Source organism: Amycolatopsis anabasis, from assembly GCF_009765355.1.
GTDB classification, from domain to species: domain Bacteria; phylum Actinomycetota; class Actinomycetes; order Mycobacteriales; family Pseudonocardiaceae; genus Amycolatopsis; species Amycolatopsis anabasis.
In genome coordinates, this window is the sequence record NZ_VTHK01000050.1 from 27,111 (window position 1) to 51,216 (window position 24,106).

Genomic DNA, 24,106 nt, shown 5'->3' on the forward strand with positions numbered 1-24,106 from the left:
CGGCCCAAACACTCACGACCCGGTCAGTAGGCGACCCGTGGTCAGTTCCCTTGCACGGTGCCGGTGATGGTGCCGCCGAACAGGGGGAGGACCGTGCCGTCGCAGTGGGAGGCGGCGGTTTGGTAGCCCTGGTTCCGCAGGTCGGATTTGGTGGCTTCGGCCCAGGCGGAGCAGTCGTTCAGCGCGGTGATGCCGGTGAACGTCCGCCGCACCTCGTGGGCGGGCTGCGGAGCCGGTTCGTCCGGGCGGACGCCGTTCCCGACGACCGTGCCGGTCCACCCGCCGGCGAGCGGCGGCAACGCCCACCCCGAGCAGTTGTGCGTGGCGTTCGGGTAACCCTGGGCGCGCAGCTGGGCCTTGAGGTCCTCGCCCCAGTTGGTGCACTGGCCCAGGCTGGCACCCCCGCTGAACTTCACCTCGAACTTGACCGGCTCCAGCGAACCCGGTTCGGCGGCCGCCAGACCTTGTCCTAAGAGGACGGTGGCGACCGCGGCCATACCGGCCACGACGTGTCGTTTCATCGGCTCCTCCTTCAGGACGCTTCGATCGTGCCGTACGACGGGATCCAGCCGGCGCAGTTCGCCATCGGGAAGTTCGTGTACCCCTGGGCGCGCAGTTCGTTCTGGGTGCGCCCGAGCCAGTTCAGGCAGTCCCACAAGGTCGGGAACCACTGGTGGTAGCTGACCGGTTCCACCGCGTTCGTGCTGTCCTCCGCGTGCGCGGTGCCCAGGCTCAGGCTCAGCGCGATTCCCGCGGTCGCGGCGATGGCGGCGATACGACGTCGCATACGTTCTCCCTCTCCTCGGGTGCCCGCGGTGGGCACTCGACCGCCGGATGTGACCCCGATCCGGGTATGACGCCGAAGCCCCGAAGATCCCCTGGGCGTTGGCACTCAGCCGCCGAAGTGCGCCGCGTGTGAGCGCGGACACGCCGTCCGCCGTCATAACCACGGCGCACCGGCATCGGGTTCTCGTGCTCGGTTACCTGGAACTCCTCGCCTCGGCGGCGGCGTACGCCGTGGGCATCGTCGCGCAGAGCGTCGCGGCCCGCCGCGCCGAACGGCGTCCGGGCCTGGACGCGCGCCTGCTCACCCGGCTCGCCGCCGACCGGCTCTACCTCCTGGGTTTCGGCGCGCAGGTGACCGGGTTCGCGCTCGCCTTCCTCGCCCGCGGCACGCTGCCGCTCTACCTCGTGCAGGCCGGAGCCTCCTCGGCCGCCGGGCTCGCGGCGCTGTTCGGGGCGCTCGTGCTGGGCTGGCGGATCCGCCCGGCCGAACTCGCCGTGCTCGTGGTCCTGGCCGCCGGGGTGGTCCTGCTGGTCGGCGCGGCGCGCCCGTCGACGGCCCGGGAAATGCCCGCCGAACTGGGTTTCGTCCTGCTCGGCGTGCTGCTGGTGACCGTCGTCCTCGCCCTCCCCGCCCTGCGGGCGACCGGTTCGCGCAGCGCCCTCGCCCTCGGCGTGCTCGCCGGGGTCGCCTTCGCCGTGCTCGCCATGACCAGCCGCCCGCTCGCCGACGGCCCGCTGCTGGAACTGCCCCTGCGCCCGCTCACCTGGCTGATGCTCGCCTCCGCGCTCGTCGGCCAGGCCCTGCTGGCCGCCGCGCTGCAACGCGGTTCGGCCACCGCGACCGCGGCGTCGATGGACGCGGTGAGCGTGGTGCTCGCCTCGGTGCTCGGCGTCGTCGCACTCGGTGACCTGATCACGCCCGGCCGCGAGTGGTGGGTCGCGCTCGGCCTGACCCTGGTGGTGACCGGCGTGGTCGCGCTCGGCACCAAAGCGGCTCCGGCGCGCCAGGAGGTTCCGGCGTGATCGCCAGCGTCTCCCTGGATCTGGACAACCTCTGGTCCTACCTGAAAACCCACGGCGACCCGGACTGGGAACGCCGCCCCAGCTACCTGCCCGCCGCGGTGCCCCGCCTGCTCGAACTCCTCGGCGACCACGCGGCCACGGTGTTCGTGGTCGGCGCGGACGCGGCGCGGGAGGACGGCGCGAAGGCGGTCGCCGAGTTCGCCGCGGCCGGGCACGAGGTGGCCAACCATTCCTACGAGCACGAACCCTGGCTGCACCGCTACACCCGCGACCGGCTGGAAGCCGAGATCGCGAAAACCGAGGACGCGATCGTCCAGGCCGGCGCCCCGCGGCCGATCGGCTTCCGCGGCCCCGGATACAGCGTCACGCCCGCCCTGCTCGAGCTGCTCGCCGAACGCGGATACGCCTACGACGCCAGCACACTGCCCACCTGGATCGGGCCGCTCGCGCGCTTCTACCACAACCGCACCGCGGGCGCGGGCAGCGGCAGCGACGAACTGTTCGGCGGCTTTTCCCAGGTCCGCGCGCCACTGCGGCCGTACCGCTGGCGCGTCCCCGGTGACCTGATCGAACTGCCGGTCACCACGATGCCGCTGCTGCGCGTGCCGATCCACGGTTCCTACCTGCTGCGGCTGCACGAGGCCGCGCCCCGGCTGGCGCGCCGCTACTTCGCGACCGCGCTGCGGTTGTGCCGGTGGCGCCGGATCTCGCCGTCACTTCTGCTGCACCCCACCGACATCCTGGATCGCCGGGAGGCACCGGGCCTGGAGTTCTTCCCCGGGATGAACGTTCCGGGGAAGGACAAGGCGGCCCTGCTGGCGTGGGTGCTCGCCGCACTGCGCGCACATCACGAGGTCGTCGGCACGGGCGAGCACGTCGCCCGGCTGCGCGCGGATGCCTTGCGCCACCGCGATGTCCGGCGGGTGCGCGGGTGAGCGGCGTGCACGTCGTCCTGCCGGGCCCGACGGACGTCCGCGGCTGGAAGCTGACCCGGGCCGGGGAGCGGCTGCTGCAGGTTTCCGCCTGCGCGACCGTGGGCTGCGCGCCGATCGAGGGCTATCTGCTGGACGTGCAGGCGCAGCTGGCGAAACTGCCGACGGTCCTGCTCGCCGCGAGCTGGTGCGCGGTCCGGATCCGGCGGCGCGAACGCCCGCTGTTCCACCCGGTGCACGCCCTGCTCGCCGCCCTGGCCGCGGTGGTGCTGCTGACCACGGTGACGCATCTGGCCGATCCGTTCGCGGTGGAGTACGCGGTCCGGTGGCTGCCGTTCCTCGTGGTCACCGCGATCCTCATCGACGTGGCCGCGCGCGAGGTGCCGCCGCGCGCGCTGCTGGCCGCCGCCGTCGCCGGTGCGCTGGTCGCCGGGGTCGGCGCGTTGTACAGCGTGCTCGCCGAGGGCGATCCCCGCGCCACCGGTCCCCTGCAGGATCCGAACGATCTGGCCTACGTCCTGGTCGCGGCCCTGCCCCTGCTGGTCGCGCTGACCCCGCTCGACGCGGCGCACCGGCGGCGGGTCGCCCGCCCGGTGCTCGCCGCGACCGCCGCGGCCGTGCTGATCCTCGGCGCGGCCATGACCCTGTCCCGGGGCGGCGGGTTCGCGCTGCTCGCGGCGACCGGCTGGCTGGTGGCCCGCCGCGTGCTGCCGCTGCGCGTGCTCGCGGGCGCCCTGGCCGCGGTGGCGTTGGCCGCCGTCGCCCTGTTCGCCGGCCACGACCTGTCCCGGGCACTGGACGAGAAGACCTTCATCGCCTCGTCCAATGTGGACGCACGCGAAGTGCGCTGGCAGGCCGCCGCCCGGATGTTCGCGGAGAACCCCGTGCTCGGCGTCGGCCCCGGGGGATTCCGCGGCAACTACGCGACCGTGTCGCACAACGCGGAGATCGCCGAGCCCACGGCGGTGGCGCACAACATGTACCTCGAGGTCGCCGCCGAACTCGGCCTGCCGGGGTTCGCGCTGTTCGTCGCGGTCATCGCCGGAGCCCTGGTCGCGAGCGAACGCGCGTTCCGGGCGAGCACGGATCGCCGCCCGATGGCGGCCGTGCAGGCGAGCCTGATCGCCGTGCTCGTGGCGTCCGCCTTCCTGTCCGAGCAGTACTACCTGTCGCTGTGGTCGATGGTCGCCCTCGCCTGCGCCGCCGACCTCCGAACCAGACCCGAAGGACACTGATGCGAGTTCTGCAGGTGATCAGCGAGATGGGCACCGGGGGCGCCGAATCGCTCGTGGCCGAGCTGGTACGCCGGGGTGCGGAATGCGGCTGGGAGTCGGCGGTGGCCAGTGCGGGCGGGCATCGCGCCGACGCGCTGCGTGCGGAAGGCACGCCCACCTTCGACGTGCCGCTCGCGCATCGCTCGATGCGCGGATTGCTGCGCGCGGCCCTGGCCACCCGGCGGGCCGTGCGGCGGTTCCGCCCGGATGCCGTGGTGGCGCACAACGTCTCGGCGAGCACGGTGACCCGGCTGGCCCTGTTCCCCGGCCGCCGGATCCCGCTGCTCACGGTGTTCCACGGGGTGGCCGAGGCCGACTACCGCGCCGCCGCGCGCCTGCTGCCGCGGACCTCGGATCGCGTGGTGGCGGTCGCGGCCACCATCGCCGACCGGCTCCGCGCGGCCGGTATGCGCACCGAGCCGCTGGTCATCCGCAACGCGATTTCCGTGCCACCCCAAGGCGACCGGGCGGCGGCGCGCCGGGAACTCGGGCTCGCGCCGGACGTTCCGGTCGCGTTGTGCCTGGCCCGGATGGAACCGCAGAAACGGCACGACGTGCTGCTGGAGGCGTGGGCGAAACTCGACGGCGAGGCGGTGCTCCTGCTCGCGGGGGACGGCAGCCTGCGCCCGGACCTCCAGCGGCGCGCGGAATCGCTGGGACTCGGCGCGAACGTGCGATTCCTCGGCAACCGCACCGACGCGCCGGACCTGCTGACCGCCGCCGATCTCACCGTGCTCACCAGCGACTGGGAGGGCCTGCCGATCGCGGTGCTGGAATCGTTGGCCACCGGACGACCAATGGTGGCCACCGACGTGGACGGGTTGCGCGAGGTCCTCGGCGCGGGGGGCGGCCGCCTGGTCCCGCCCCGGGACCCCGCGGCGACCGCCGACGCGCTGCGGGAGCTGCTGTTCGATCCGGCGGCGCGGGACGCGGCGGCGGCCGAAGGCGTCGCGATCGTCCGCCGCCACCACGACCCCGGCTCGATGACGAAGTCCTACGACGAACTGCTGCGGAGCCTCCTGCGATGAAACTGTCGAATGACCGTCGCGTTCGGACGGTGGGGTTCAGCCTGGGCGCCGCGTTCGCGGCCGGGCTGATCGTGCTCGTGCTCGCCGGGTTCCGCGGCGACGAGTACGAGGGCCGCGTCGGGCTGATCGCGACACCCGCGCAGGACACCGCGTTCCAGGCGGGGACGCAACCGCCCGCGCAGTACGGCGAGGTGGTCTCCCTGGGCCTGCCCGCGCTGTCCCAGCTCGCCCGCAGCCCTTCGGTGCTGAAGGCGGCCGCCGCGTTCGTGCCGAACGCCCCGGATCCGGGCACGCTCACCGACCGGGTTTCGGTGGACCTGGTCCCCGGTTCGGGCCTGGCGCGGGTGTCCGTGCGCGTGGGAACGGAGACCATGGCCGGTGCGCTCGCCACGTCCCTGGGCAACGCCATCATCGAGGCCGACCTCCTGGCGCCGGTCGCCAAACTGCGCCTGCTCGACAGCCAGGCCGAGATCATCCAGCTCCAGCCGGACTGGACCCTGGCGATCGGGCTGGGCCTGGCGGCCGCCGTGGTGGCCGGGATCGCGGTCGCCGCGCTCCGGCACGTCCTGCGGCCGCCGGTGACCTCGGCCGATTCGACCGTGCGGAAGGAGCTGGCCGACGCCGGTTGCCGCCGCCCGGTGACCGTGCTGCGGGGCGAGGATCCGACGCTGGTGCACCGGATTTCGGTGCTGCAGGCGGCTTCCACGCGCCCGGTGCGGGTGGTCTCGGTGGGCCCGGGGCTGGGCGACCGGGTGGCGCGGCTGTCCGAGGCGCTGCGGAGGAGCGGGACCTCCCTCGAGGTGAACGGGAAGGCGGACAAGGCGGTGGTCGTCGCGGTGCTGGACGAGCGCCGCGCTGGTCCGGGTGAGCTGACCGCCGCGGTCGGCGCGCTGCCCGATGCCTCCGCGCTGATCGCGGTGGTGCTCGCATGAGGACGAAATGGGTCACCGCCGTCACCGCCGTCGCCGCCGTGGTGGCGGTTTTCGGGGCGTGGTGGGCGTTGCGGCCCGCGCTTCAGGCGCCGCTGCCGACCCCGGCCAACCGGCCGGAGGAACGGCTGCAGGACTTCCGCGACGCGCTGTACTTCCCGATCCGGGAACTGCTCGCCGGGGGCAATCCCTACGATCCGGCCGCGATGTTCGCGCACTGGCCGGTGCGCCAGGCGTTCAACCTGTATCAGCCCTACCACCTCGCGCTGCACCTCCCGTTCGCGCTGCCCGGTTACCGGGTGGGCGCGGTGCTGTTCACGCTCTTCGCGATGGTGCTGCTGGTCGTGCTCACCGCGATGGCGGCTCGCCGACTGCGTCTCCAAGTACTGGTCCCGGTAATCGCCGGTACCGCGGTGCTGACGGCGTTCCTGCTGCTCAGCCAGGTCGGCAAGGCGCAGCTGTTCGTCGGCCAGGTCAATCCGCTGCTCGCGGTCGGCGCGGCCGGGGTGCTGCTCGCCCGGCGGGATCACCCGCGCTGGGCCGCGGTGGCACTCGGCCTCGCCTGGCTGAAGCCCCAGGTCGGGTTGCCGTTGTCGGTGCTGTTGCTGGCGCGGGGTTCGGGCCGCGTGGTGGCCGGTGGTACCGCGATCGCGGCCGCCGCGAGCCTGCCGGTGGTGGTGCTGCTCATCGCCCGAGGCGGGCTTTCGTCCTTTGTAGACGCCATTGTGGCCAATGTGGACAACATGCGGCACACCCCGTACGGCGCGGTGGATTCGCCGACCGCGCAGCGCATCGACCTCGCCGCGGTGTTCTTCCGGGTCACCGGGGTGAACGTGCCCGGCGCCGAGATCCCGGCGCTGCTGGCGGTGCTCGCGGTCAGCGTGGTCCTGGTGCGGCGGCTGGACCGGCTCGGCGATCCCGATTCCGGCGCGGTCGCCGATCTGCTCACCTTCCTCGCGGTGTTCACCGCGATCGTGCACCAACCCGGCGACGTGCTGTACGCGTTTCCCGCGACGGTGGTGGCGGCCGCGGTGTGGTGGCGGCGGAGGCGTGACCCGGGGTGGACCGCGTTCGGGCTCGCCGTACTGGCGTTGCTGGTGCCGTATCTGCACCTGTACGCCGCCGACGACGCGATCCGGTCGGTGCTCGGCGATCGCGCGGCGGTGACCGTGGACGGGGTGGCCGTGGTGCTGTGCTGGGGCCTGCTGGCCGCCTTCGCGGTCCGGCTGACCCGGCGGGTTCCGGAGCCCGTGCCGTGAGTGGCCTGGGGGTTCGCGCCGCGAAGGGCACCCTGTGGCTGGGCCTGGTCAACCTGGTGAGCAAGGGCAGCCAGATGGCGATCACCCTGGTGCTGGCGGCCTTCCTCACCGAAGGCGAGCTGGGCCTGGTGACCCTGGCGGTCGCGCTGGTGAACATCGGCCAGGTCATCCAGTCGATGGGGGTTTACGACGTCGTCAGCCGCACCGAGCGGGACGTGTCCGCGATGGCGGGCACCGTGCTGACGTTGAGCGTCGGCACCGGGGCAGCGCTCGCCGCGGTGGGCGTGTTCGCCGCGGAACCGATCGCGTCCGCGCTCGGGGTGCCCGCCGCGGCGCCGCTGGTCCGGCTGGCCGCGCTCAGCCTGCCGTTCTCCGCCGCCGGTGGGGTGCAACTCGGTTTGCTGCACCGGGAACTGGACTTCCGCCGCCGGCTGCTGCCGGACGCGGGCAGCGCGGTGGCCGGGGCCGTGGTCGCCATCGTGCTCGCCGCGACCGGCGCCGGGGCCGCATCGCTGGCGATCGGGCTGCTGTGCACCGCGATCCTGCAACCGGTGCTCGGCGTGGTCGCCGGGGTCCGGATCCGGCCGTGCTGGGACCCCGGCGCCGCGGTGGAAGCCGCCCGCTGGATCCGGGTCGTCGGCCCGGCGGCGGTGGTCGCGACCTTGCTGATCAATGTGGACTATCCGATCGTCGCCCGGGTGCTCGGTCCGGACGCGGTCGGTGTGTATTCGCTGGCGTACCGCATCGCGTGGGTGCCCTACATCATGGTGGCGATCGTGCTGGGCGCGGTCGCGTTCCCGGTCTACACCAGGCTGATCCGCGACGGCCGCCGCGCGGAGCTGCCCGCCGCGGTCGGCTCGTTCACCAGGGCCGCGCTGGTGGTCGTCGGCGGGTTGTACGTGCTCGCCGCGTTGCTGTCCGATCGCGTGGTCGTGCTGGACGAACGGTGGCGGCCCGCGGCCGGGGTGCTGGTCGTGCTCTGCGGGTACGGGCTCGGCATCAGCCTGCTGCAGACGTGGTACGAGGCGATCCGGGCGGCCGACCGGCCGCGGTGGTACCTCGTGCTCGAGGTCGCGCATCTGGCGCTGCTCGTCACCGGGCTCGCGGTGCTGACCCGGCACGGGGTGCTCGCCGCGGCGGCGGCGCAGGCCGGGGCGGCGTGGGCACTGGTCCCGGTGACCGCGTGGGTGCTGGTGCGCTCAGGAGTCGCGCCGCCCGCGCGGGAACTGGGGCGCGTGGTCGTGAGTGTGGTGGTCGCGGCCGTGGTGTGTTCCGCTGTCCGGTTTGGACTGTTCGGTGCGCCTGGCTCGGTGACGTCCGCGGTTTTCGAGGCGGTGCTCCTGCTCGGCTGTTACGCCGGGGTCGTGCTGCTGACCCAGCGGGGTTTGCTCGGCGAGTTGCGCGCTTTGCGCGGGGAGGGCGCCCGGTGAGGATCGCGTATGTGCTCACCCAGGATCGCGGTGGGCCGGTGGACGTGACGGTCCGGCTGGCCGCGACCCTGCTCGGTTCGGGTGCGGCCGAGGTGCGGGTGTTCGGCCCGGTTCCGGCACGGGGAGCCAAGTCGATCGCCGGGCACCACGAGGAGATCGCGGTGACCAGCAAGGGAAACCTGGCGGCGGTGCGGTCGGCGCGGCGGGCGATCCGGGCGTGGCGGCCGGATGTCGTGCACGCGCAGGATCGGCGCTCGGGGCTGGTGTGCGCGGGGATGCGGAACGTGGTGCACACCTATCACGGGGTGCCCGACGATGTCGGTGAGCCGTGGTTCCGCGGCGTGGCCGGTGCTCCCGGGCCGTCGCGGTACACGCGGGCGGTGCTCGCCGCGGACGCGGTCGTCGCGCGGGCGGCCCGGCGCACGGTCGTCCCGGCGCCGGTGATGGGGGAGTTCCTCCGCCGCCGGTTGCGGGTACCGGCGCATCGCCTGGTGCACATCGACAACTGCGTCGACCTCCCGCCCGTCGCGGTGTCGCCGGGGCCGGTGCGCCGGTTGGTGTTCGTGGGCTTGCTGGTGGAGCGCAAGGGAATCCTCGACCTGTTGCGGGCGCTGTCGTCGCGCGGTGTGCTGCCGCCCGGGGCGGGCCTGACCATCGCCGGGGACGGTCCGCTACGTGCGGAGGCGGAAAGTCTCGCGGCGCCGCTCGGTGATCGGGTCCGGTTCCTCGGGTTCCACGCGGATGTTCCTGGTTTGCTCGCCGCCGCCGATGCGCTGGTGCTTCCGTCCACAATGGAGCAGCAGCCGCTGGTGGTGGCCGAGGCCATGGCCGCGGGGAAGCTCGTGCTGGCCACGGATACCGGTGGGGTGGCCGATATGCTGGATGTTCCCGGTGCGGCGCGGTACCTGGCGGCTCCGGGGGAGGTGGGTGACCTCGCGGCGCGGCTTCGGGAACTCTTCGCGGATCCGGATCCTGTTCGGACTGGTCGCCTGCTCGCCGCCCGCGCCCGCGAACGCTTCAGCCCGGAAGCCTGCGCCGACGCCCACCTCGAGCTCTACCGCGGTTTGAGTTGAGGGAGCCGGGTGTTGGGGTCGGCGACCTCGCGAACTCCCGTCATAGGCGTCGCCGGGCCGCATCGGGAAGGCATGGAAACCGAGAGACGGGGTGCGGGGACCGCGCTGGGGACGCGAACCCGCGGGACCGCGCACGTGGTGCTGCCTGCCTACAACGAAGAAGATTCGCTGCCCGGCCTGCTGACCCGGCTGGCGGCCGTCGCGCTGACCGAGCGGGTGGTGGTCTGGCTGGTCGACGACGGTTCCGCCGACGGCACCGCCGGGGTCGCCGAGGCGGGGCACCCCGGGCTCGACGTCCGGCTGGTGCGCCATCCGGTGAACCTCGGGCTCGGGCAGGCGGTGCAGACCGGCCTCCGCGCGGCGCTGGGGGAGGCGGAACCGGAGGACGTCGTGGTGGTGATGGACGCCGACGACACCCACGATCCGGCGCTGATTCCGCGCTTGCGAGAGGAAGTCGCGCGGGGTGCGGATGTGGCGATCTGCTCCCGGTTCGTCACCGGGGGTGACGACAGCACCGCGCCGCCGTTCCGCCGCCTGCTCTCCCGGGGCGCCGCCGTGCTGTTCCGGCGGGCGCTCGACCTCGACGGCGTGCACGACTTCACCAGCGGGTTCCGCGCCTACCGGGTCAGCCTGCTGGGCCGGGCCGCCGGGCATTGGGGGGAGCGGCTCATCGAGGAACGCGGGTTCGCCTGCATGGTCGAACTGCTGCTCAAACTGCGGCACTGCCATCCGGTGATCACCGAGGTGCCGCTCGTGCTGCAGTACGACCGCAAACTCGGGGCCAGCAAGCTGAAACTGCGCCGCACGATCGGCCAGTACCTGAAACTGCTGCTGCGCGACCGGCTCGCGCCCGCCCCGCATCGGGCGCTCTGATGACCGGCGGAACCGTGGCCATCCTCGGCGGCGGGATCTCCGGCCTCGCCGCCGCGCACCGCCTGACCCGCGCCGGGATCCCGGTGACCCTGCTGGAGGCGAGCGACCAGCTCGGCGGGCTCGGGACGTTCTTCCCCTACCGGCACCGGTGGATCGAACGCTTCTACCACTGCGTGCTGCCCACCGACGAACACCTGTTGCCACTGCTCGGCGAACTCGGGCTGCGGGACGGGATCAGCTGGCGTTCCACCCGGATGGGCATGATCGCCGACGGCACCCGGTACCCCTTCAACTCGCCGGTGGACCTGTTGCGGTTCAAGGCATTGACCCCGTTCCAGCGGATCCGGTTCGGGGCCGTGTCGGTGCTGCTGCGACGGCTCGGCCGCGGCAAGGACCTCGACCGCCTGCGCACCGAGGACTGGCTGCGCGGACTGTACGGGGACGTGATCTGGGACCGCGTATTCCGCCCGATGTTCGGCTCCAAGTTCGGCCCGTCGTTCGGTGACGTGCCCGCGCTGTACCTGTGGCAGCGCCTCGGCCGGGAGAAGAACGTGGTGACACGGGGTTACCCGGCCGGTGGCTACAAGTCGATCATCGACGCGCTGCGCACCTCGATCGAGGCGGGCGGGGGAACGGTTCGCACCGGCACCCCGGTGCGAAGCCTGCGCGATCGCGGCGAAACGATGGAACTCACCCTGCCCGGCGGCGAAACCATGGAAGCCGACCACGTTCTTTCGACCGTCCCGCTGCCGCTGCTGCGCACGCTCGCCCAGGGCCGACTGGCCGAACGGCTGCCCGATCCGGGACTCGCCTACCAGGGCGTGGTGAACGCGCTCTGCTTCCTCCGCCGCCCCCTCGACGGGCACTACTGGGCGCCCGTTCTCGACGCGGGCGCCGAATTCGACGGGGTCATCGAGATGTCCGCGCTCACCGGACCGGAGACCTACGGCGGGCGGCACCTCGCGTACCTGATGCGGTACACCGGCCGCGATTCGGCGCTGTACGCCGAGGACGAGCGGGACATCGCCGCGCGGTGGCGGGCGCGGTTCCTGCGCCTCTACGCGGATCTCCCGCTCACCGAGGACGACATCGAAGAGATCCGGGTGTTCAAGGCGCCGTTCGTGGAACCGGTGTACCCGCTGGGTTACCTGGATCGGCGGCCGCCGGTCGAGGTGCCGGGCACGCGGCTGCTGCTGGCGACCACCGCGCACATCTACCCGGACGTCACGAGCTGGAACTCCAGCGTCGGCCTCGCGAAGCGGGTCACCGAACTGCTGCTCGCGCGGCACAGCGGGACCCGCGTCGCGGCGGCGTGACTACTGGCGCACGATCCAGTGGTCGTTCGCGTGCACGACCTGGAACTTCAGGTTGGGGCACTGGTAGTCCTCGGGTGCCGGATTCGGCGGCACGAACGGCGAGTCGGACGCGCTCGCGGGCACCCAGCTGCCACCCTTGCGCAGCTTGATGTCGTTGCTCTCGAACGGTTTGCCCACCGAGGCGGAGCAGTAATAGCCGGTGCCCGTGCTGGGATTCGGCGACGAGTAGATCTCGAACACGTCCCAGCCGTAGGTCGCGTTACTTTTGTCCGACCCGGAACTGGTGAAGTAGACGTCCCACGCGTTCGTCCTGTAGTTGAACAGCGACGCCGTCCAGCCGTTCGACCCGGCGTCGGTCTTCTCGTTGCGCACCGTGTAGGCGGCGTGCCCGTTGACCGTCGTGGTGTAGGTGTTCATGAAGTTGGTGTCCACAGTGGTCTGTTTGGCCAGGTTGCCGGTGCGGCACCAGTCCCAGGCCCAGATCTGCGGGCCGTAGGCCTGCGAGTACGAAGTGACGACCTCGATGCAGGAACCGTTGCCGGGCTTCGCGGTGGGCGAGTAGAGGAAGTCCCCGCTCTTGGTGATGCGGAGATCCGGGTACACCGCGTGGGTGGCGGTCATGCCCTCGCCGGCTCCCGCGTTCGGCGGCAGGATGCCCCAGAAGTTGTGCACCTGGGCGGCGATCGAGGCACGGGGGCCGCCGTGCCGGCGGAGTTCGCGGAACTTCGCGGCGGCCGGGTTGTCTGCCGAAGGCGGCCCGCCGGGAACCTGTCCGGAGGCGGAAACGGTGGTGCCGGAGGGATTCCCGGCGGCCGCGGCCAGCCCGGTATTGGTCAGGATCAGGATGGACCCGATGATGGCGAATCGAACGATGGTGCGCATGGGCGCCGACTCCTCGTCCACGTTGCAGGGATGCGTGGATGTGCCTTGAGGGTCGCGCCGCCTACCGGGGCGTTCAATAAGCCGAACGTCGGCTCGATCAGGGCCGACCGGTCCCGTTCGAAAGTCAGGTCGCCGTAACGGTTCCGGTCACGTCCCCGCGACATAGGGCAGGCTCCAGCCGTGGCAGGAGGACGTGACGTCCGAAAACCCTTGCGCCCGCAGGTCGTTCTCGGTCGCTCTGGCCCAGTTCGCGCATTCGGTGAAGTGGTTCACGCCCGCGCCGGAGAACTCCTTCGCCACGGTGACACCCGCTTCGGCCGCGGCGGCCGGAACCGCGCCCGCGGCCAGGCCGAGGCCGGTGGCGACGAGGGTGGCGGTGATCAGTCGTTTCATGTCTCTCCTCAGCTCGCCTCGACCTTGCCGACCACCCAGCCGTAGACCAGCGGCACGCTCCACCCGCTGCAACTGGAGGTGACGTGCTCCAGTCCCTGGCTGCGGAGGGCGTTCTCGGTGGCGATGGCCCAGATCGAGCACTCCTTCATGTTGTCCGCCAGGAATCCGTTGAACAGTTGGTGGAACGTGATCGGTGTGGTGGCGGCCGACGGCTCGGCCGCGGCGGTGCCCATACCGAGACACCCGGCGACCAGCGCGGCGGAAACCACCCCGGCAAGACGACGTCCCATCTGCATCTCCTCGTTCGGTCGGAATTCGACGCCTGCTCGATGCGGATGCGTTCCGGGCATGACGGCGATTCGCGGTTTTCCCCGGCCGGTGCGAAAACCGCGTCAGTCATTCGCTCAACCCTGCCAATCGCAGGGCGATCCACAGTTCCGCGCGGTCATTCGGATCGTCCAGCGATTTGCCCAGCGCCGCCTCCGCCCGGCCCAGCCGATAACGCAGGGTCCGGCGGTGAATACCGAGATCGGCCGACGCGGCCTCGGTGTTCCCGTTCCGCGCGAGAAAGGCGCGAACCGTGCCGAGCAGATCCACCTGGGAGGTGCCGTTCGGATGCGCGAGCGGATCGAGCAGGGCGGTCGCCCACGCCCGGCCGCCGGAGTGGGAAACCTGGGCGAGCAGGCCCGCGGTGGCGAGTTCGGTGGTGGCGGTCAACCGGCCCGCGGGCAGCGTGCTGGTGCGGAAGGTGACACCGACGTTCCGTGCGGCAGCGGGCAGTTGGGCGGGATCGACGGGCTCGCCGATGAGGCCGGTCGCGCCCGGTGCGGCCGCCACCAGCGAGGCCACCCCGGCCACGCCCCGGTCGTCGCCGGGCACGATCGCGTGCAGTTCGCCCGCCGGGCCGCGGGCCAGCAGGCCGGGGAAGTCCGCGGTGCCGAGCAGGGCATCCGCGTCCCGATCCGCCACCCCGAGCACCGCGAACCGCACCGGCCCGCGCGGCAGTTCGATGCCGAGTTCCGCCGCGAACTTCTCGGCCAGATCGCTTTGACCGGCCAGGATCAGCCGCAGCAGCGCGCCCCGGGCCCGCCGCTCCACCGCGTACGCGGCGGTGGCGACCGCCTTGCTCAGGGCGATGAACGGGACGTCCTCGCCGATCTCCAGGACCGGGAGCCGGACCCGGGCCGCGGCGCGGCGCAGCGGCCACGGCACGGTTTCGTGTTGACAGGACAGCCCGAAACCGAGCGCGGTCCCGCCGACCGCGGCGATCTTCTCGGCGTACTCCGCCCAGTCCGGGCTCGCCGGATCGAATTCCGCGCCCGTGGTGAGCAACAGGGCGCCGGGCACCAGATAGGGCGCCGGGTCCGGCAGTTCGGAGGCGAACACCGACACGATCCGCGTCCCGGGCTCTCCGGTCAGCAGCCGCAGTCCCAGGCCCGGCTGCTCGGCCAGGGCTTCCACCGTCAACGACACCGCGATCTCCCCGTGAACGAATTGCGCATGGCATCTGGATGCGCGTGCGGCCCGATTCTTACGCGGCATTGCGCGATTCGGGTAATCACCGGAAAGGTCTGTCACCGAACGCGCAGTGCGTGCCGCGCGGAGCCCGGTTCGGCGATGGTGACAGCCGGGTGAAAAATTCGCCTGCGCAGCGCGCACGACCGATTACCGAAAAGCAATAACGGGGCCTTCGGGAAGCCGCGCCTGATGCCCGATGTCCGGCCCTATGACACAGGTTCCGGGGAAATTCATGTGTGGGCTCGAGCGGCTTCAAGTCGGCCCGCGCGTGGTGTTCCTTTCTTCTCACAACGCGAGGGAGGAACGAGATGCCCGGAAAACCAAGACCTGACCGCGTGCCGCGCTGAGGGTGTCATGCGGGTATTGCACGTAGCCCAGCCGACGACCGGGGGAGTGCCCCGGGTCGTGCTGTCCTATGCCGCGGATCAGTTGTGCCAGGGCCACGACATCGTGGTCGCCTGCCCGGACGGACCACTCGCGAAGGCCGTGCGGCGCGCCGGGCTCGCCCACCTGCCCTGGAGTGCGGCGCGGCGCCCCGGACCCGGTGTCCTGGAAGAGGTCCGCGCCCTGCGGAACCTGGTCGAGGACGCCCGGCCGGACGTGGTGCACCTGCACAGCGCGAAGGCGGGCCTCGCCGGGCGCCTCGCGGTGCGCGGGCGGGTGCCGACCGTGTTCCAGCCGCACGCGTGGTCGTTCGAGGCCGTGCGCGGCGGGATGCGGCGCGCGGCCCTGCGCTGGGAACGGCACGCCACCCGCTGGACCGGCCTCGTGCTGTGCGTGAGCGAGGCCGAGTCGCGGCTCGGCCGGCGCAGCGGGGTCGCCGGTGAGCACCGGGTCGTGCGCAACGGCGTCGACCTCGGCCGGTTCTCCCCGATCGCGCGGGAAGCCGCCCGCCCCGGCCTCGGCGTGGACGCGGCCACACCGCTGGCGGTGTGCGTCGGCCGCCTGTGCGAGCAGAAGGGGCAGGACCGCCTGATCGCCGCGTGGCCCGGCATCCGGGCCGAAGTGCCCGGTGCGGAACTGGTGCTCGTCGGCGACGGGCCCGACCGGACCAGACTGGAAACGCTGGCGGGACCCGGCATCCGGTTCGCCGGGGCCGTCGCGGATCCGCGCCCGTGGTACGCGGCGGCCGATGTGGTGGCGGTGCCGTCCCGCTGGGAGGGCATGGCGCTCGTCCCGCTGGAGGCGCAGGCCATGGCGCGGTCCGTGGTGGCCTTCGAGGTCGCCGGGATGGCCGAGTCGGTGCCGCGGGAGGCGGGCCGGGTGGTGCCCGCCGGGGATACCGGCGCGTTCGCCGCCGCGCTCGCGCGCCGGTTGCGGGACCGGGAACTCACCCTGGCCGAGGGCCGCCTCGGCGCCCGGTACGCCCTGCTCGCGCACGACGCGACGGCCGCCGCCCGGAACGTGACCGGCCTCTACGCGGAACTGCTGAAGCGCTGCGGGGTGGACGCATGAATGTCGGTGAGCCCCGGACGACCGAGTTGCCGGCCGTCGTGGAGCGGCCGCTGGTCGCCGTGCGCGGCCTGGGCGAGCGGCCGGAGCCCCCGCGCTCGCGGTACCAGCGGTGGCTCGTTCCCCTGGTGCTCGTGCTCGCGGACGCCGTGGCCTTCGCCGCGGTGCTGCCGGGGGTCGCCGGATCGGCGGCGATCGGCCTGCTGTTCGGGGGCGTGGTGATGGTGAACTGGGCGGCGGCGGGCGGGTACGGCCGCCGGTTCGCACTGTCCGCTTTGGACGAACTGCCGAGGCTCGCGGCCGCGGTCGCGATCACCGGCGCCGTCTCGCTGGGCGGGTACCAACTGCTCGAACTGGACTACAGCGGCCGCCGCATCCTGGTGGTCGCGGCCGCCGCGCTGGTGGTCGCCACGGCGAGCCGGACGCTGTCGTACGCCGTGCTCCGCTCGATGCGCGGAGCGCCGCGGGCCCGCGGCCGCGCGCTGATCTGCGGCACCGGTGCGGTCGGCGTCGAACTCGCGACCCGCATGACCGAACATCCCGAGTACGGCCTGACCCCGGTCGGGTTCGTCGACCGCGGCCCGCACCCGGGCCCACTTCCGGTGCCGTTGCTGGGCTCCGCGGTCGTGCTGCCCCGGCTGGTCGTCGAGCACGACATCGACACGGTGTTCGTCGCCTTCGGCGGCACGGCCGACGAGGAACTGGTCGACCTGCTGCGCAACTGCGCGCGGCTGCGTGCCGAGATCTATTGCGTGCCCAGGCTTTTCGAACTGCACGACCTGTCGTCCGGGCGGACCGACAACGTCCGGGGCATCCCGGTGACGGTCCTGCCGCGGCGCCCGTTCCGTACCGTGCGGTGGCGGGTCAAACGGATCGTCGACGTCGTGTGCGCGGCGGGGGCGCTGCTCGTGCTCGCGCCGGTGCTCGCGCTCGTGGCGCTGGCCGTCCGGCTGGACGGCGGGCCGGGTGTGCTGTTCCGGCAGGAACGGATCGGGCTGGGCGGCCGGCGGTTCCACCTGCTCAAGTTCCGGTCGATGCGGCCGGAGACCGAGGCCGAGGCGAAGACGTTGTGGAGCATCGCCGACGACGACCGGGTCAGCCGGATCGGCCGCCTGCTCCGCAAAACCTCCCTGGACGAGCTGCCGCAGCTGTTCAACGTGCTGCGCGGCGAGATGAGCCTGGTCGGGCCGCGGCCGGAACGGCCCTATTTCGTCGAGCGGTTCAGCGAGCAGTACCCGCGTTACGGCGCGCGGCACCGGGTGCCCGCCGGGCTCACCGGGCTCGCCGCCGTGCACGGCCTGCGCGGGGACACGTCCATCGAGGACCGGGTCCGTTACGACAACATCTACATCGAAAGCTGGTCGCTGTGGCTGGAAGTCAAGACCGTCTTGCGGACGTTGCCCGCGCTCGCGCGGAGGACCGGACGATGACCGCACCCGAGATTCACCTGGTGGCCGGGACGCGGCCGGAGGCGATCAAGATCGCGCCGGTCGCGCTGGAACTGGCCGCCGCCGGGCGGATGCGGCCGGTCATCGTCGCGAGTGGACAGCACCCGGGCATGATCGGGCAGGCGCTGCGGGCGTTCGCGCTCGTCCCGGACGAGGAGTTCATCCTGCGGCGGGCCACCGGCAGCCAGGCGGAACTGTATTCGGCGCTGCTGCCGGAGTTCCACGAGTTGTGGACCCGGCGGCGACCGGACGCGGTCCTGGTCCAGGGCGACACGGCGAGTGCCGTCGCCGCCGCGCTGGCCGCGTTCTGGTTGCGGATCCCGGTGGTGCACCTGGAGGCCGGGCTGCGCTCGCACGATCTGGACAGCCCGTTCCCCGAGGAGGCCAACCGGCGGCTCATCGCCACGGTCGCCGCACTGCACCTCGCCCCGACCCCGCGCGCGGCCGAACACCTGCGCGCGGAAGGGATCGGCGAGGAGCGGATTCTCACCGTGGGGAACACCGCGGTCGACGCGGTGCGGGTGATCTCCTCGCGGAACCGGGAGTTCGCCGAGCCCGCACTGTCCGAAATGGAGGAACTGGCGCGGACCGGGGCCCGGCGGCTGGTGCTGGTCACCGTGCACCGGCGGGAATCCTGGGGCGCGCCGATGCGGCGCGTGCTGGCCGCCGTCCGCACGATGCTGCGCGAGCACCCGGATGTCCAGGTGGTGCTCCCGGCGCATCCGAATCCCGCCGTGCGGCAGGAGGTCGAACGCGCGCTGGCGGGCGAACCGCGGGCGCTGGTCACCGCGCCGCTGGACTACCCCGATCTGGTGCGGCTGCTGCGCGGTTGCGTGCTGGCGCTGTCCGATTCGGGCGGCATCCAGGAGGAGGCGCCGTCGTTCGGGGTGCCGGTGCTGATCCTGCGGGACACCACCGAACGGCAGGAGGCCGTCGAATGGGGCTGCGCGACCCTGGTCGGCACCGAGGAAGCGGCGATCACCGCGGCCGCCGCGGAAGCATTGGCACGTCCCGCCCGCGCCGGTGGACCGTACGCGAATCCGTTCGGCGACGCCGCCACCGGGGCGCGGGCCGAGCACGCCCTCGCCTGGCTGCTCGGGCTGGCGGCGGCACCGCGGCCCGCCTGGGACGCGGTGCCCGGCGGCGTGCTGACCGCGTGAGTAGTCCGGATCACCGCGGGGTACCCCGGTGCCATGACGACCCGACGCGAGAACGCCGAGCCCACCCGGCCGGAAGAGGACGCACCCGAGGACGAGGCCACGCCGACCCCGCGGGAGGGCAAAGTCGGCCAGGGCGCCGGTGAGGACGCCGACGCCGGGCGGACCACCGGCGCCGAGGTGCGGTCCTGGGAGCGCGATTAGACGGTCGGCTCCGGGGTCCGGCGGACGACTGCGGCGAGCGCGATGATGGCCAGGAAGGCGACCAGCGCGGTGCTGGTCCTGGTGATGTTGAACGCGTCCCAGCGGTCCAGGATCGCCGCGTAGTCGGCGGGCACCGAACCGGTCGCCCACTGCTTGATCCGGCCGTTGATCGGGATGTTGCCGAAGCGGGTGATCAGGAACGAGGCCACCGCCAGCGTTCCCGCGCCCGCCGCGAGCAGCCGGGCGGCGCCGCGGGCCAGGAAGGCCAGGGTGAGGGAGCTGAGCGCCGCCACCGCCATCGTGGTCTGCATGACCGGACCGTTCATCTTCATCAGGGCCGCGTGGAAGGTCAGGCGGACCTCCAGCGGGACCGCGTGGAACGTGGTGGCGACGTTGACCGCGCCGTAGCCGAACGCGCCCGCGAGCAGGCCGGTGGACAGCAGGGCGACCGAGGTGACGAACCGGATCAGCACGAAAGGCCCTTCCCTTTTACTGAGTATCGACTCAGTAAACCTACCGTGCCGCACCCGGCTCGTGCCACGAGCGGGCTCTTCGCTAGGAACCGACCAGACTGGGCAGGAGGGCGTCGACGACCTGCGGGACGCCTTCGACCCGGATCTCCGCGGCGCCGGCGAGGTGGCGGAGCATCGCGCGCTGGTAGGCGACGCCGACGACGATCAGCGCGATCGAATCCGGATCGAGGTCGGCGCGGACCCGGCCGAGTTCGCGTTCCCGCTTCAGGTAACCCGCGATCGGCGCGAGCCCGCGATGCGGGCCGATGTCGCCGTCCGCGCCCCGCTCGGCGAACCGGGCCCGCAGGTCGCCGTCGGCCTGCACGGCGGCGATGATCGGCGTGATGCGGAGGTAGAACGCCTCGAGGCTGTCGAGCAGCGCGGACAGGTTGTCGCGCAGGCTGCCCCGGCCCGCGCGCTGGAGCACGTCGGCCGCCACTTCCTTGTACCGCGGGACGTGCGTGTGGACCACGGCCTGGAGCAGCCCCAGCCGGTCGCCGAAGTGGTAGAAGATGCTCGACTCGGCGACCCCGGCCCGCCGCGCGATCTCCTTGGTCGACAACCGGGCCACCCCGGACTCGGCGAGGATCGCCTCGGTCGCCGCCAGCACGGCCTCGCGCACACCCGTGCTCGGGCGGCCTCGCCGCCGGGTGTCTCCGTTCATCGTCCCGCGATCGTACCCAGCGGCGGGTTTCGGGCCGGACCCATGCGGGAACCACTATCGATAACCGATCAGGAGGTGAACATACGGTGGCAGTCTGCGAAGTGTGCGGGAACGACTACGACCTGGCGTTCGAGGTGCGCACCCAGGACGGCGGGCAGCACTTCTTCGATTCGTTCGAATGCGCGATCCACGAACTCGCGCCGGTGTGCGAGCACTGCGGTTGCCGGGTGGTCGGGCACGGGGTGCACGTCGACGGCCGGTTCTTCTGCTGCGCGCACTGCGCACGCAGCAGCACGCCGCGCGGTGAGCACGTCCGCGACGCCGTGGGCAGCGCGCTGGGTTAGATGTTTCCCTCGTCTCGAGCCGGGTAGGTGGAGACGGAAGGCAAACTGGCCGAAGCCGAAAGGGGTGCGACCGTGTCGCAGCCGAATCCGATCGAGATGCAGAAGTACCTGGCCGGGGTCGACTATCCCGCCAACCGCGACCAGTTGGTGGATCACGCCCGGCAGCAGGGCGCCGGGGACGAGGTGGTGGAGCACCTGCGCGCGCTGCCGGACCGCACGTACGACGGCCCGAACGCGGTGAGCGCCGAATACTCCAAGACCTGACCGGGTATCGGGAAGGGCAAGGCCGGGACGGCTCCCGGCCTTGCCCTTGTGCGCTCAGCGTTCCCGCGCGCGGGCGGTTTCCCGGTCGTTCGCCCGCTGGATCGCGCCGACCAGTTCCTCCTTGTTCATCGACGACCGCCCGCTGATGTGCAGGCGTTTGGCCTGTTCGTAGAGGTGCTCCTTGCTCGCCCGCGCGTCGACGCCGCCGGCGGTCGGCGCCTCCGGCTGACCCGCACCCCGTTCCGCCTGCCGGTCCGAGGGGCCGCGGCCGTCCTTCGGCTCCCAGTGGTCGCCGACCTTTTCGAAGGAGTGCTTGAGCGCCGAGTACGCGGTCTGATGCGCACGGCGCCCCTCCCCGTAGGTCTCCACGGCCGAATCGTGTGCTTCCACCCAGGTGCGTTGCGCCTTCTCCGGCGACCGGCGCAACGTACTCGGCAGGACTTCCCATCCAGGCACGGAAATCGCCTCCCAACTCACTGCTGTCCACCCTGGGCTACCCGCGCCCCCGCGGGGTCTACACCCGTGACCGGATCCGTCCGGCGCCCGGCGCGATGGTGCCTTCTGGCGGCGCCGCGAGCCGGGCAGACTCCCCGGTATGAACAAAGCGCTTCTCGTGGTCGACGTCCAGGAAAGCTTCCGGCAGCGACCCTCCTGGCAGGTGATCTCCAATCCCGGCATCGTCGATTCGGTCAACCGGCTGGCCGAGGCCGCGCGGGCCGACGGCGACCTGGTGGTCTGGGTGCTGCACAGCGAACCGGGGACGGACACGGCGTTCGATCCGGCGCTCGGTTTCGTCCGGCCGATCGACGGGCTGCGACTGCGCGAAGGCGAGCCGGTAGTCACCAAGACCGCGCACAATGCTTTCACCACAACGAATCTGCAGCAACTGCTCACCCGGCGGGGCATTCGCGAACTCGCCGTCTGCGGGATCCGGACCGAACAGTGCTGCGAGACGACCACCCGGGTCGCCTCCGACCTCGGCTTCGACGTCACCTTCGTGACCGACGCGACGGCGACCACGCCGATCCCGCACTGGGACGCACCCGCCGACCAGTCCCTCGACGACCTGCTCGCCGATCCGCGCACCCTGCACCCGGCGGACATCGTCGCCCGGACCGAGTACGCGCTGGCCGGGCGGTTCGCCACGATCCGCACGGTCGGTATGCTGACCGGATCGTGACCCGTGTCGTCTTCCTGCTCGCGCCCCGGCTCCACCTGCTGGACCTGGCCGGGCCCGCCCAGGTGTTCTCCACGGCCGCCGATTTCGGCCACGGCTACGAGCTGACCTACGTCGCGGACGAACCGGAGGTGCCGACCGCGCAGGGCGTGCCCGTGCGGGCCGAGGTGACCTGGCCGGAACTGACGCCCGGGGACCTCGTCCTGGTCCCCGGCTGGCGGACCCGGGGCCTCGCCGAACCGCCGCGGATCAGCGCGGCGAGCCTGACCCGGCTGCGCGAGCACCACGCCGCCGGGGGCATGGTGGCCAGCGTGTGCGCGGGCGCCGACGCCCTCGGCCGCGCCGGGCTGCTCGACGGCCGCCGGTGCACCACGCACCACGACGTGCAGGACGAGCTGGCCCGGCGCTACCCGAGGGCGACCGTGGTGCGGGACGTGCTCTACGTCGTCGACGGGCGGGTCGTCACCTCGGCGGGCATCGCCAGCGGCATCGACCTCGCGCTGCACCTGATCGCGACGCGGCACGGCCCGGGGGCCGCGGCGCGGATCGCGCGGGCGATGGTCGTGTACGCGCGGCGCAACGGGGACGAGCAGCAGGCCAGCGCGATGCTGCGGCACCGCGCGCACCTGTCCGACGCGGTGCACCGGGTGCAGGACCTGATCGACGCCCGCTTCGCCGAACGGCTGCGGCTGGCCGATCTCGCCGCGGCCTCCGGATGCAGCGAGCGCACGGTGACCCGGCTGTTCACCGCGGCGACCGGCCTGACCCCGTTGCGGTACCAGCACCAGCTCCGCCTGGAACGCGCGGAACACCTGATCGGCCAGGGCACCACCGTCGAATCCGCCGCCCGGGCCGTCGGCTTCGAAGACGCCCGCATGCTCCGCCGCCTCCGCTCCCGATCCGGGGTCACTTCGCTCGGGGAGAACCGGGGCTAGACGGCGGCGAGGTAGGTGGCGGCCTTCTCCGGGTCGAGGAACCAGTGCTGGAAGTCGCTGGGATCCTCGAAACCGTTGGCGAACCGGGACGCCACGGCCGGTTTGCTCCCCGCCGCGCCGATGATCTCCAGCACGTGCGGGGGCGGCGGCTGCAGCATCGCGTTGGTCCAGGTGGTGACGTGCTGGGCGTATTCCCAGTACTTGTCGAACGCCGCCTGCATCCAGTTCCGGTCGAACGGCCGGTCCCCGTGCGCCAGGATCGAGTCCAAATAGGACGCCGCGCATTTGCTGGCGTTGTTGGAACCCTGGCCGGTGATCGGGTCGTTGGCGACCACGACGTCCGCCATCCCGAGCACGAAGTGCCCGGACGGGAGTTCGCCGACCGGGTGGCGCACCACCGGCGTGTAGCCGCCCGCGAGCGTGGCCCGCGCGTCGGTCAGTTCGACCTCGCGGCAGCGTTCGAACTCCCACGGCAGGTACTGGCGGATCAGGTCCAGGATGCGCTGGAGGTGCTCGTCCGGACCGGGCCGGTCGTCGAAGCAGTCGAGCGGCCCGCCCGGAATCCCTTCGAAGAAGAGGATGTCGCAGTTCCCGGACAGCGTGTACGCCGGAATGATGAACAGCTCGCCGACGCCCGGGATGATGTTGAACCGCACCGCCGAGTAGTCGGGGTGCTCGGGGCGCGGCGCGAGCCCGTGCACGTAAGCCAGCGACAGCGCCCGTTGTGGCTGGGTATAAGGGGAAAGTTCCGGATTGCGGTCGAACAGCCCGACGAGTTCGCCCTTGCCCGCGGCGATCACGACCAGGTCGTACAGGGCGGCGAGGGAGTTCAGGTCCGAGGTGGTGACGCCGTGGAAGATCAGCTTGCCGCCGCGGTCCTCGAACAGTTCCAGCCAGCCGGCCATCTTCACCCGCTGGTCGACCGACTGCGCGTACCGGTCCAGTTTGGCCACCCAGTCCAGCGCCCGGCTGCTGTCCGGGGCGGCGATGGACACGCCCAGGCCCTCGACCCGCACGCACTCGGTTTCCCAGAGGTTGAGCTTGTGATCGCGTTCGTGCTGCAAGGCCATGTTGAACATGCACTGGGTCGACATGACCCGGCCGCCGCGGATCTCGTCGGGGGTGCGCGCGGACATCACGGTGACGTCGAAGTCGTGGTCCTGCAGGCTCAACGCGAGCTGCAGACCCGACTGACCGGCACCGACGATCAGGACCTTACGCATTATCGGCTGT

At 72.2% G+C, this 24,106-nt stretch carries 28 protein-coding genes; 18 read left to right on the top strand and 10 right to left on the bottom strand.

All coding sequences use genetic code 11. From position 1 onward, the window contains the following. Positions 1–41 precede the first annotated feature (41 nt). Both FXO23_RS39950 and FXO23_RS39955 read right to left on the bottom strand, forming a co-directional pair. Positions 42–521, bottom strand: a complete 480-nt coding sequence (locus tag FXO23_RS39950; RefSeq protein ID WP_158892218.1) for a hypothetical protein — start codon at positions 519–521, stop codon at positions 42–44. 11 nt (positions 522–532) lie between these two features. Beyond that, on the bottom strand, positions 533–787 hold the full coding sequence (locus FXO23_RS39955) for a hypothetical protein (protein WP_158892220.1): 255 nt from the start codon (positions 785–787) through the stop codon (positions 533–535). Between the two features lie 128 nt (positions 788–915). Here FXO23_RS39955 and FXO23_RS39960 point away from each other — a divergent pair, with 128 nt between their 5' ends. The 10 genes from FXO23_RS39960 to FXO23_RS40005 all read left to right on the top strand — a co-directional run bounded on the left by FXO23_RS39960 (position 916) and on the right by FXO23_RS40005 (position 11,923). Continuing rightward, positions 916–1,809 carry a DMT family protein gene (locus FXO23_RS39960; RefSeq protein WP_246258304.1) on the top strand — a complete coding sequence of 298 codons (894 nt, stop codon included), beginning with the start codon at positions 916–918 and terminating at the stop codon, positions 1,807–1,809. Then, positions 1,806–2,744: a polysaccharide deacetylase family protein gene (locus FXO23_RS39965; protein WP_158892222.1), complete on the top strand. Its 939-nt coding sequence runs from the start codon at positions 1,806–1,808 to the stop codon at positions 2,742–2,744. Before FXO23_RS39960 ends, FXO23_RS39965 begins: the two co-directional genes overlap by 4 nt. Further along, positions 2,741–3,976, top strand: a complete 1,236-nt coding sequence (locus FXO23_RS39970; RefSeq protein ID WP_246258305.1) for an O-antigen ligase family protein — start codon at positions 2,741–2,743, stop codon at positions 3,974–3,976. Before FXO23_RS39965 ends, FXO23_RS39970 begins: the two co-directional genes overlap by 4 nt. Further along, positions 3,976–5,043: a glycosyltransferase gene (locus FXO23_RS39975; protein ID WP_158892281.1), complete on the top strand. Its 1,068-nt coding sequence runs from the start codon at positions 3,976–3,978 to the stop codon at positions 5,041–5,043. Before FXO23_RS39970 ends, FXO23_RS39975 begins: the two co-directional genes overlap by 1 nt. Continuing rightward, the gene (locus FXO23_RS39980; protein ID WP_246258306.1) at positions 5,040–5,975 is read left to right on the top strand and encodes a hypothetical protein; all 936 of its coding nucleotides are present in this window, start codon (positions 5,040–5,042) and stop codon (positions 5,973–5,975) included. The genes FXO23_RS39975 and FXO23_RS39980 overlap by 4 nt, the downstream gene beginning before the upstream one ends. Continuing rightward, positions 5,972–7,231, top strand: a complete 1,260-nt coding sequence (locus FXO23_RS39985) for a glycosyltransferase family 87 protein (RefSeq protein ID WP_158892224.1) — start codon at positions 5,972–5,974, stop codon at positions 7,229–7,231. Before FXO23_RS39980 ends, FXO23_RS39985 begins: the two co-directional genes overlap by 4 nt. Next, positions 7,228–8,661, top strand: a complete 1,434-nt coding sequence (locus tag FXO23_RS39990) for an oligosaccharide flippase family protein (protein ID WP_246258307.1) — start codon at positions 7,228–7,230, stop codon at positions 8,659–8,661. The genes FXO23_RS39985 and FXO23_RS39990 overlap by 4 nt, the downstream gene beginning before the upstream one ends. After that, the gene (locus tag FXO23_RS39995) at positions 8,658–9,734 is read left to right on the top strand and encodes a glycosyltransferase family 4 protein (RefSeq protein ID WP_158892226.1); all 1,077 of its coding nucleotides are present in this window, start codon (positions 8,658–8,660) and stop codon (positions 9,732–9,734) included. Before FXO23_RS39990 ends, FXO23_RS39995 begins: the two co-directional genes overlap by 4 nt. Before the next feature lie 72 nt (positions 9,735–9,806). After that, positions 9,807–10,607 carry a glycosyltransferase gene (locus FXO23_RS40000; RefSeq protein ID WP_158892228.1) on the top strand — a complete coding sequence of 267 codons (801 nt, stop codon included), beginning with the start codon at positions 9,807–9,809 and terminating at the stop codon, positions 10,605–10,607. Beyond that, a complete protein-coding gene (locus FXO23_RS40005) occupies positions 10,607–11,923 on the top strand; it encodes an NAD(P)/FAD-dependent oxidoreductase (protein ID WP_158892230.1) in 1,317 nt (438 codons plus the stop codon). The genes FXO23_RS40000 and FXO23_RS40005 overlap by 1 nt, the downstream gene beginning before the upstream one ends. On the opposite strand, the gene FXO23_RS40010 is transcribed toward FXO23_RS40005, so the two are convergent. From FXO23_RS40010 to FXO23_RS40025, 4 genes are all read right to left on the bottom strand, one after another. Continuing rightward, positions 11,924–12,805, bottom strand: coding sequence for a carbohydrate-binding protein (locus tag FXO23_RS40010; RefSeq protein ID WP_158892232.1), 882 nt, complete (start codon positions 12,803–12,805; stop codon positions 11,924–11,926). A 147-nt stretch (positions 12,806–12,952) separates the two neighbouring features. Continuing rightward, entirely contained in the window at positions 12,953–13,198 is a 246-nt protein-coding gene (locus FXO23_RS40015; RefSeq protein WP_158892234.1) for a hypothetical protein, read from the bottom strand. A gap of 8 nt (positions 13,199–13,206) precedes the next feature. After that, entirely contained in the window at positions 13,207–13,488 is a 282-nt protein-coding gene (locus tag FXO23_RS40020) for a hypothetical protein (protein ID WP_158892236.1), read from the bottom strand. 106 nt (positions 13,489–13,594) lie between these two features. Continuing rightward, positions 13,595–14,671, bottom strand: a complete 1,077-nt coding sequence (locus tag FXO23_RS40025) for a PucR family transcriptional regulator (RefSeq protein WP_158892238.1) — start codon at positions 14,669–14,671, stop codon at positions 13,595–13,597. Positions 14,672–15,070: 399 nt separating this feature from the next. Here FXO23_RS40025 and FXO23_RS40030 point away from each other — a divergent pair, with 399 nt between their 5' ends. From FXO23_RS40030 to FXO23_RS40045, 4 genes are read left to right on the top strand one after another with little or no spacing between them, the layout of a single operon-like run. After that, positions 15,071–16,171: a glycosyltransferase gene (locus FXO23_RS40030; protein ID WP_158892240.1), complete on the top strand. Its 1,101-nt coding sequence runs from the start codon at positions 15,071–15,073 to the stop codon at positions 16,169–16,171. Then, positions 16,168–17,598, top strand: a complete 1,431-nt coding sequence (locus tag FXO23_RS40035) for a sugar transferase (protein ID WP_158892242.1) — start codon at positions 16,168–16,170, stop codon at positions 17,596–17,598. Before FXO23_RS40030 ends, FXO23_RS40035 begins: the two co-directional genes overlap by 4 nt. Then, positions 17,595–18,776 (top strand): non-hydrolyzing UDP-N-acetylglucosamine 2-epimerase, encoded by a 1,182-nt coding sequence (gene wecB / locus FXO23_RS40040; RefSeq protein ID WP_158892244.1) that lies wholly within the window; start codon positions 17,595–17,597, stop codon positions 18,774–18,776. Before FXO23_RS40035 ends, wecB begins: the two co-directional genes overlap by 4 nt. Positions 18,777–18,809: 33 nt before the next feature. Next, the gene (locus FXO23_RS40045) at positions 18,810–18,977 is read left to right on the top strand and encodes a hypothetical protein (RefSeq protein ID WP_158892246.1); all 168 of its coding nucleotides are present in this window, start codon (positions 18,810–18,812) and stop codon (positions 18,975–18,977) included. Here FXO23_RS40045 and FXO23_RS40050 read toward each other — a convergent pair. Together FXO23_RS40050 and FXO23_RS40055 are read right to left on the bottom strand one after the other, a co-directional pair. Next, on the bottom strand, positions 18,974–19,450 hold the full coding sequence (locus FXO23_RS40050) for an anthrone oxygenase family protein (protein WP_158892248.1): 477 nt from the start codon (positions 19,448–19,450) through the stop codon (positions 18,974–18,976). The two genes, FXO23_RS40045 and FXO23_RS40050, sit on opposite strands and share 4 nt — an antisense overlap. An 82-nt stretch (positions 19,451–19,532) precedes the next feature. Beyond that, positions 19,533–20,153: a TetR/AcrR family transcriptional regulator gene (locus FXO23_RS40055; RefSeq protein ID WP_246258308.1), complete on the bottom strand. Its 621-nt coding sequence runs from the start codon at positions 20,151–20,153 to the stop codon at positions 19,533–19,535. A gap of 86 nt (positions 20,154–20,239) precedes the next feature. Here FXO23_RS40055 and FXO23_RS40060 point away from each other — a divergent pair, with 86 nt between their 5' ends. Together FXO23_RS40060 and FXO23_RS40065 are read left to right on the top strand one after the other, a co-directional pair. After that, on the top strand, positions 20,240–20,497 hold the full coding sequence (locus FXO23_RS40060; protein WP_158892250.1) for a Prokaryotic metallothionein: 258 nt from the start codon (positions 20,240–20,242) through the stop codon (positions 20,495–20,497). A gap of 72 nt (positions 20,498–20,569) precedes the next feature. Further along, complete coding sequence (locus FXO23_RS40065; protein WP_158892252.1) at positions 20,570–20,761, top strand: DUF2795 domain-containing protein; 192 nt, start codon at positions 20,570–20,572, stop codon at positions 20,759–20,761. 54 nt (positions 20,762–20,815) lie between these two features. Here the strand turns inward: FXO23_RS40065 and FXO23_RS40070 are convergent, their stop codons facing one another. Beyond that, on the bottom strand, positions 20,816–21,217 hold the full coding sequence (locus FXO23_RS40070) for a ChaB family protein (protein WP_158892254.1): 402 nt from the start codon (positions 21,215–21,217) through the stop codon (positions 20,816–20,818). 139 nt (positions 21,218–21,356) lie between these two features. On the opposite strand from FXO23_RS40070, the gene FXO23_RS40075 reads away from it, so the two are divergent. Together FXO23_RS40075 and FXO23_RS40080 are read left to right on the top strand one after the other, a co-directional pair. Further along, the gene (locus FXO23_RS40075; protein ID WP_179957013.1) at positions 21,357–21,941 is read left to right on the top strand and encodes a cysteine hydrolase family protein; all 585 of its coding nucleotides are present in this window, start codon (positions 21,357–21,359) and stop codon (positions 21,939–21,941) included. Beyond that, positions 21,938–22,873: a GlxA family transcriptional regulator gene (locus tag FXO23_RS40080; RefSeq protein WP_158892256.1), complete on the top strand. Its 936-nt coding sequence runs from the start codon at positions 21,938–21,940 to the stop codon at positions 22,871–22,873. The genes FXO23_RS40075 and FXO23_RS40080 overlap by 4 nt, the downstream gene beginning before the upstream one ends. Here FXO23_RS40080 and FXO23_RS40085 read toward each other — a convergent pair. After that, the gene (locus tag FXO23_RS40085) at positions 22,870–24,096 is read right to left on the bottom strand and encodes a styrene monooxygenase/indole monooxygenase family protein (protein ID WP_158892258.1); all 1,227 of its coding nucleotides are present in this window, start codon (positions 24,094–24,096) and stop codon (positions 22,870–22,872) included. The genes FXO23_RS40080 and FXO23_RS40085 overlap by 4 nt on opposite strands. Positions 24,097–24,106: the final 10 nt, after the last annotated feature.

Coding starts and splice junctions, on each gene's coding strand:
- FXO23_RS39950 (WP_158892218.1), bottom strand. CDS start 521: ATGAAACGACACGTCGTGGCCGGTATGGCCGCGGTCGCCACCGTCCTC.
- FXO23_RS39955 (WP_158892220.1), bottom strand. CDS start 787: ATGCGACGTCGTATCGCCGCCATCGCCGCGACCGCGGGAATCGCGCTG.
- FXO23_RS39975 (WP_158892281.1), top strand. CDS start 3,976: ATGCGAGTTCTGCAGGTGATCAGCGAGATGGGCACCGGGGGCGCCGAA.
- FXO23_RS39980 (WP_246258306.1), top strand. CDS start 5,040: ATGAAACTGTCGAATGACCGTCGCGTTCGGACGGTGGGGTTCAGCCTG.
- FXO23_RS39985 (WP_158892224.1), top strand. CDS start 5,972: ATGAGGACGAAATGGGTCACCGCCGTCACCGCCGTCGCCGCCGTGGTG.
- FXO23_RS40000 (WP_158892228.1), top strand. CDS start 9,807: ATGGAAACCGAGAGACGGGGTGCGGGGACCGCGCTGGGGACGCGAACC.
- FXO23_RS40005 (WP_158892230.1), top strand. CDS start 10,607: ATGACCGGCGGAACCGTGGCCATCCTCGGCGGCGGGATCTCCGGCCTC.
- FXO23_RS40010 (WP_158892232.1), bottom strand. CDS start 12,805: ATGCGCACCATCGTTCGATTCGCCATCATCGGGTCCATCCTGATCCTG.
- FXO23_RS40015 (WP_158892234.1), bottom strand. CDS start 13,198: ATGAAACGACTGATCACCGCCACCCTCGTCGCCACCGGCCTCGGCCTG.
- FXO23_RS40020 (WP_158892236.1), bottom strand. CDS start 13,488: ATGGGACGTCGTCTTGCCGGGGTGGTTTCCGCCGCGCTGGTCGCCGGG.
- FXO23_RS40030 (WP_158892240.1), top strand. CDS start 15,071: ATGCGGGTATTGCACGTAGCCCAGCCGACGACCGGGGGAGTGCCCCGG.
- FXO23_RS40035 (WP_158892242.1), top strand. CDS start 16,168: ATGAATGTCGGTGAGCCCCGGACGACCGAGTTGCCGGCCGTCGTGGAG.
- wecB (WP_158892244.1), top strand. CDS start 17,595: ATGACCGCACCCGAGATTCACCTGGTGGCCGGGACGCGGCCGGAGGCG.
- FXO23_RS40045 (WP_158892246.1), top strand. CDS start 18,810: ATGACGACCCGACGCGAGAACGCCGAGCCCACCCGGCCGGAAGAGGAC.
- FXO23_RS40055 (WP_246258308.1), bottom strand. CDS start 20,153: ATGAACGGAGACACCCGGCGGCGAGGCCGCCCGAGCACGGGTGTGCGC.
- FXO23_RS40075 (WP_179957013.1), top strand. CDS start 21,357: ATGAACAAAGCGCTTCTCGTGGTCGACGTCCAGGAAAGCTTCCGGCAG.
- FXO23_RS40085 (WP_158892258.1), bottom strand. CDS start 24,096: ATGCGTAAGGTCCTGATCGTCGGTGCCGGTCAGTCGGGTCTGCAGCTC.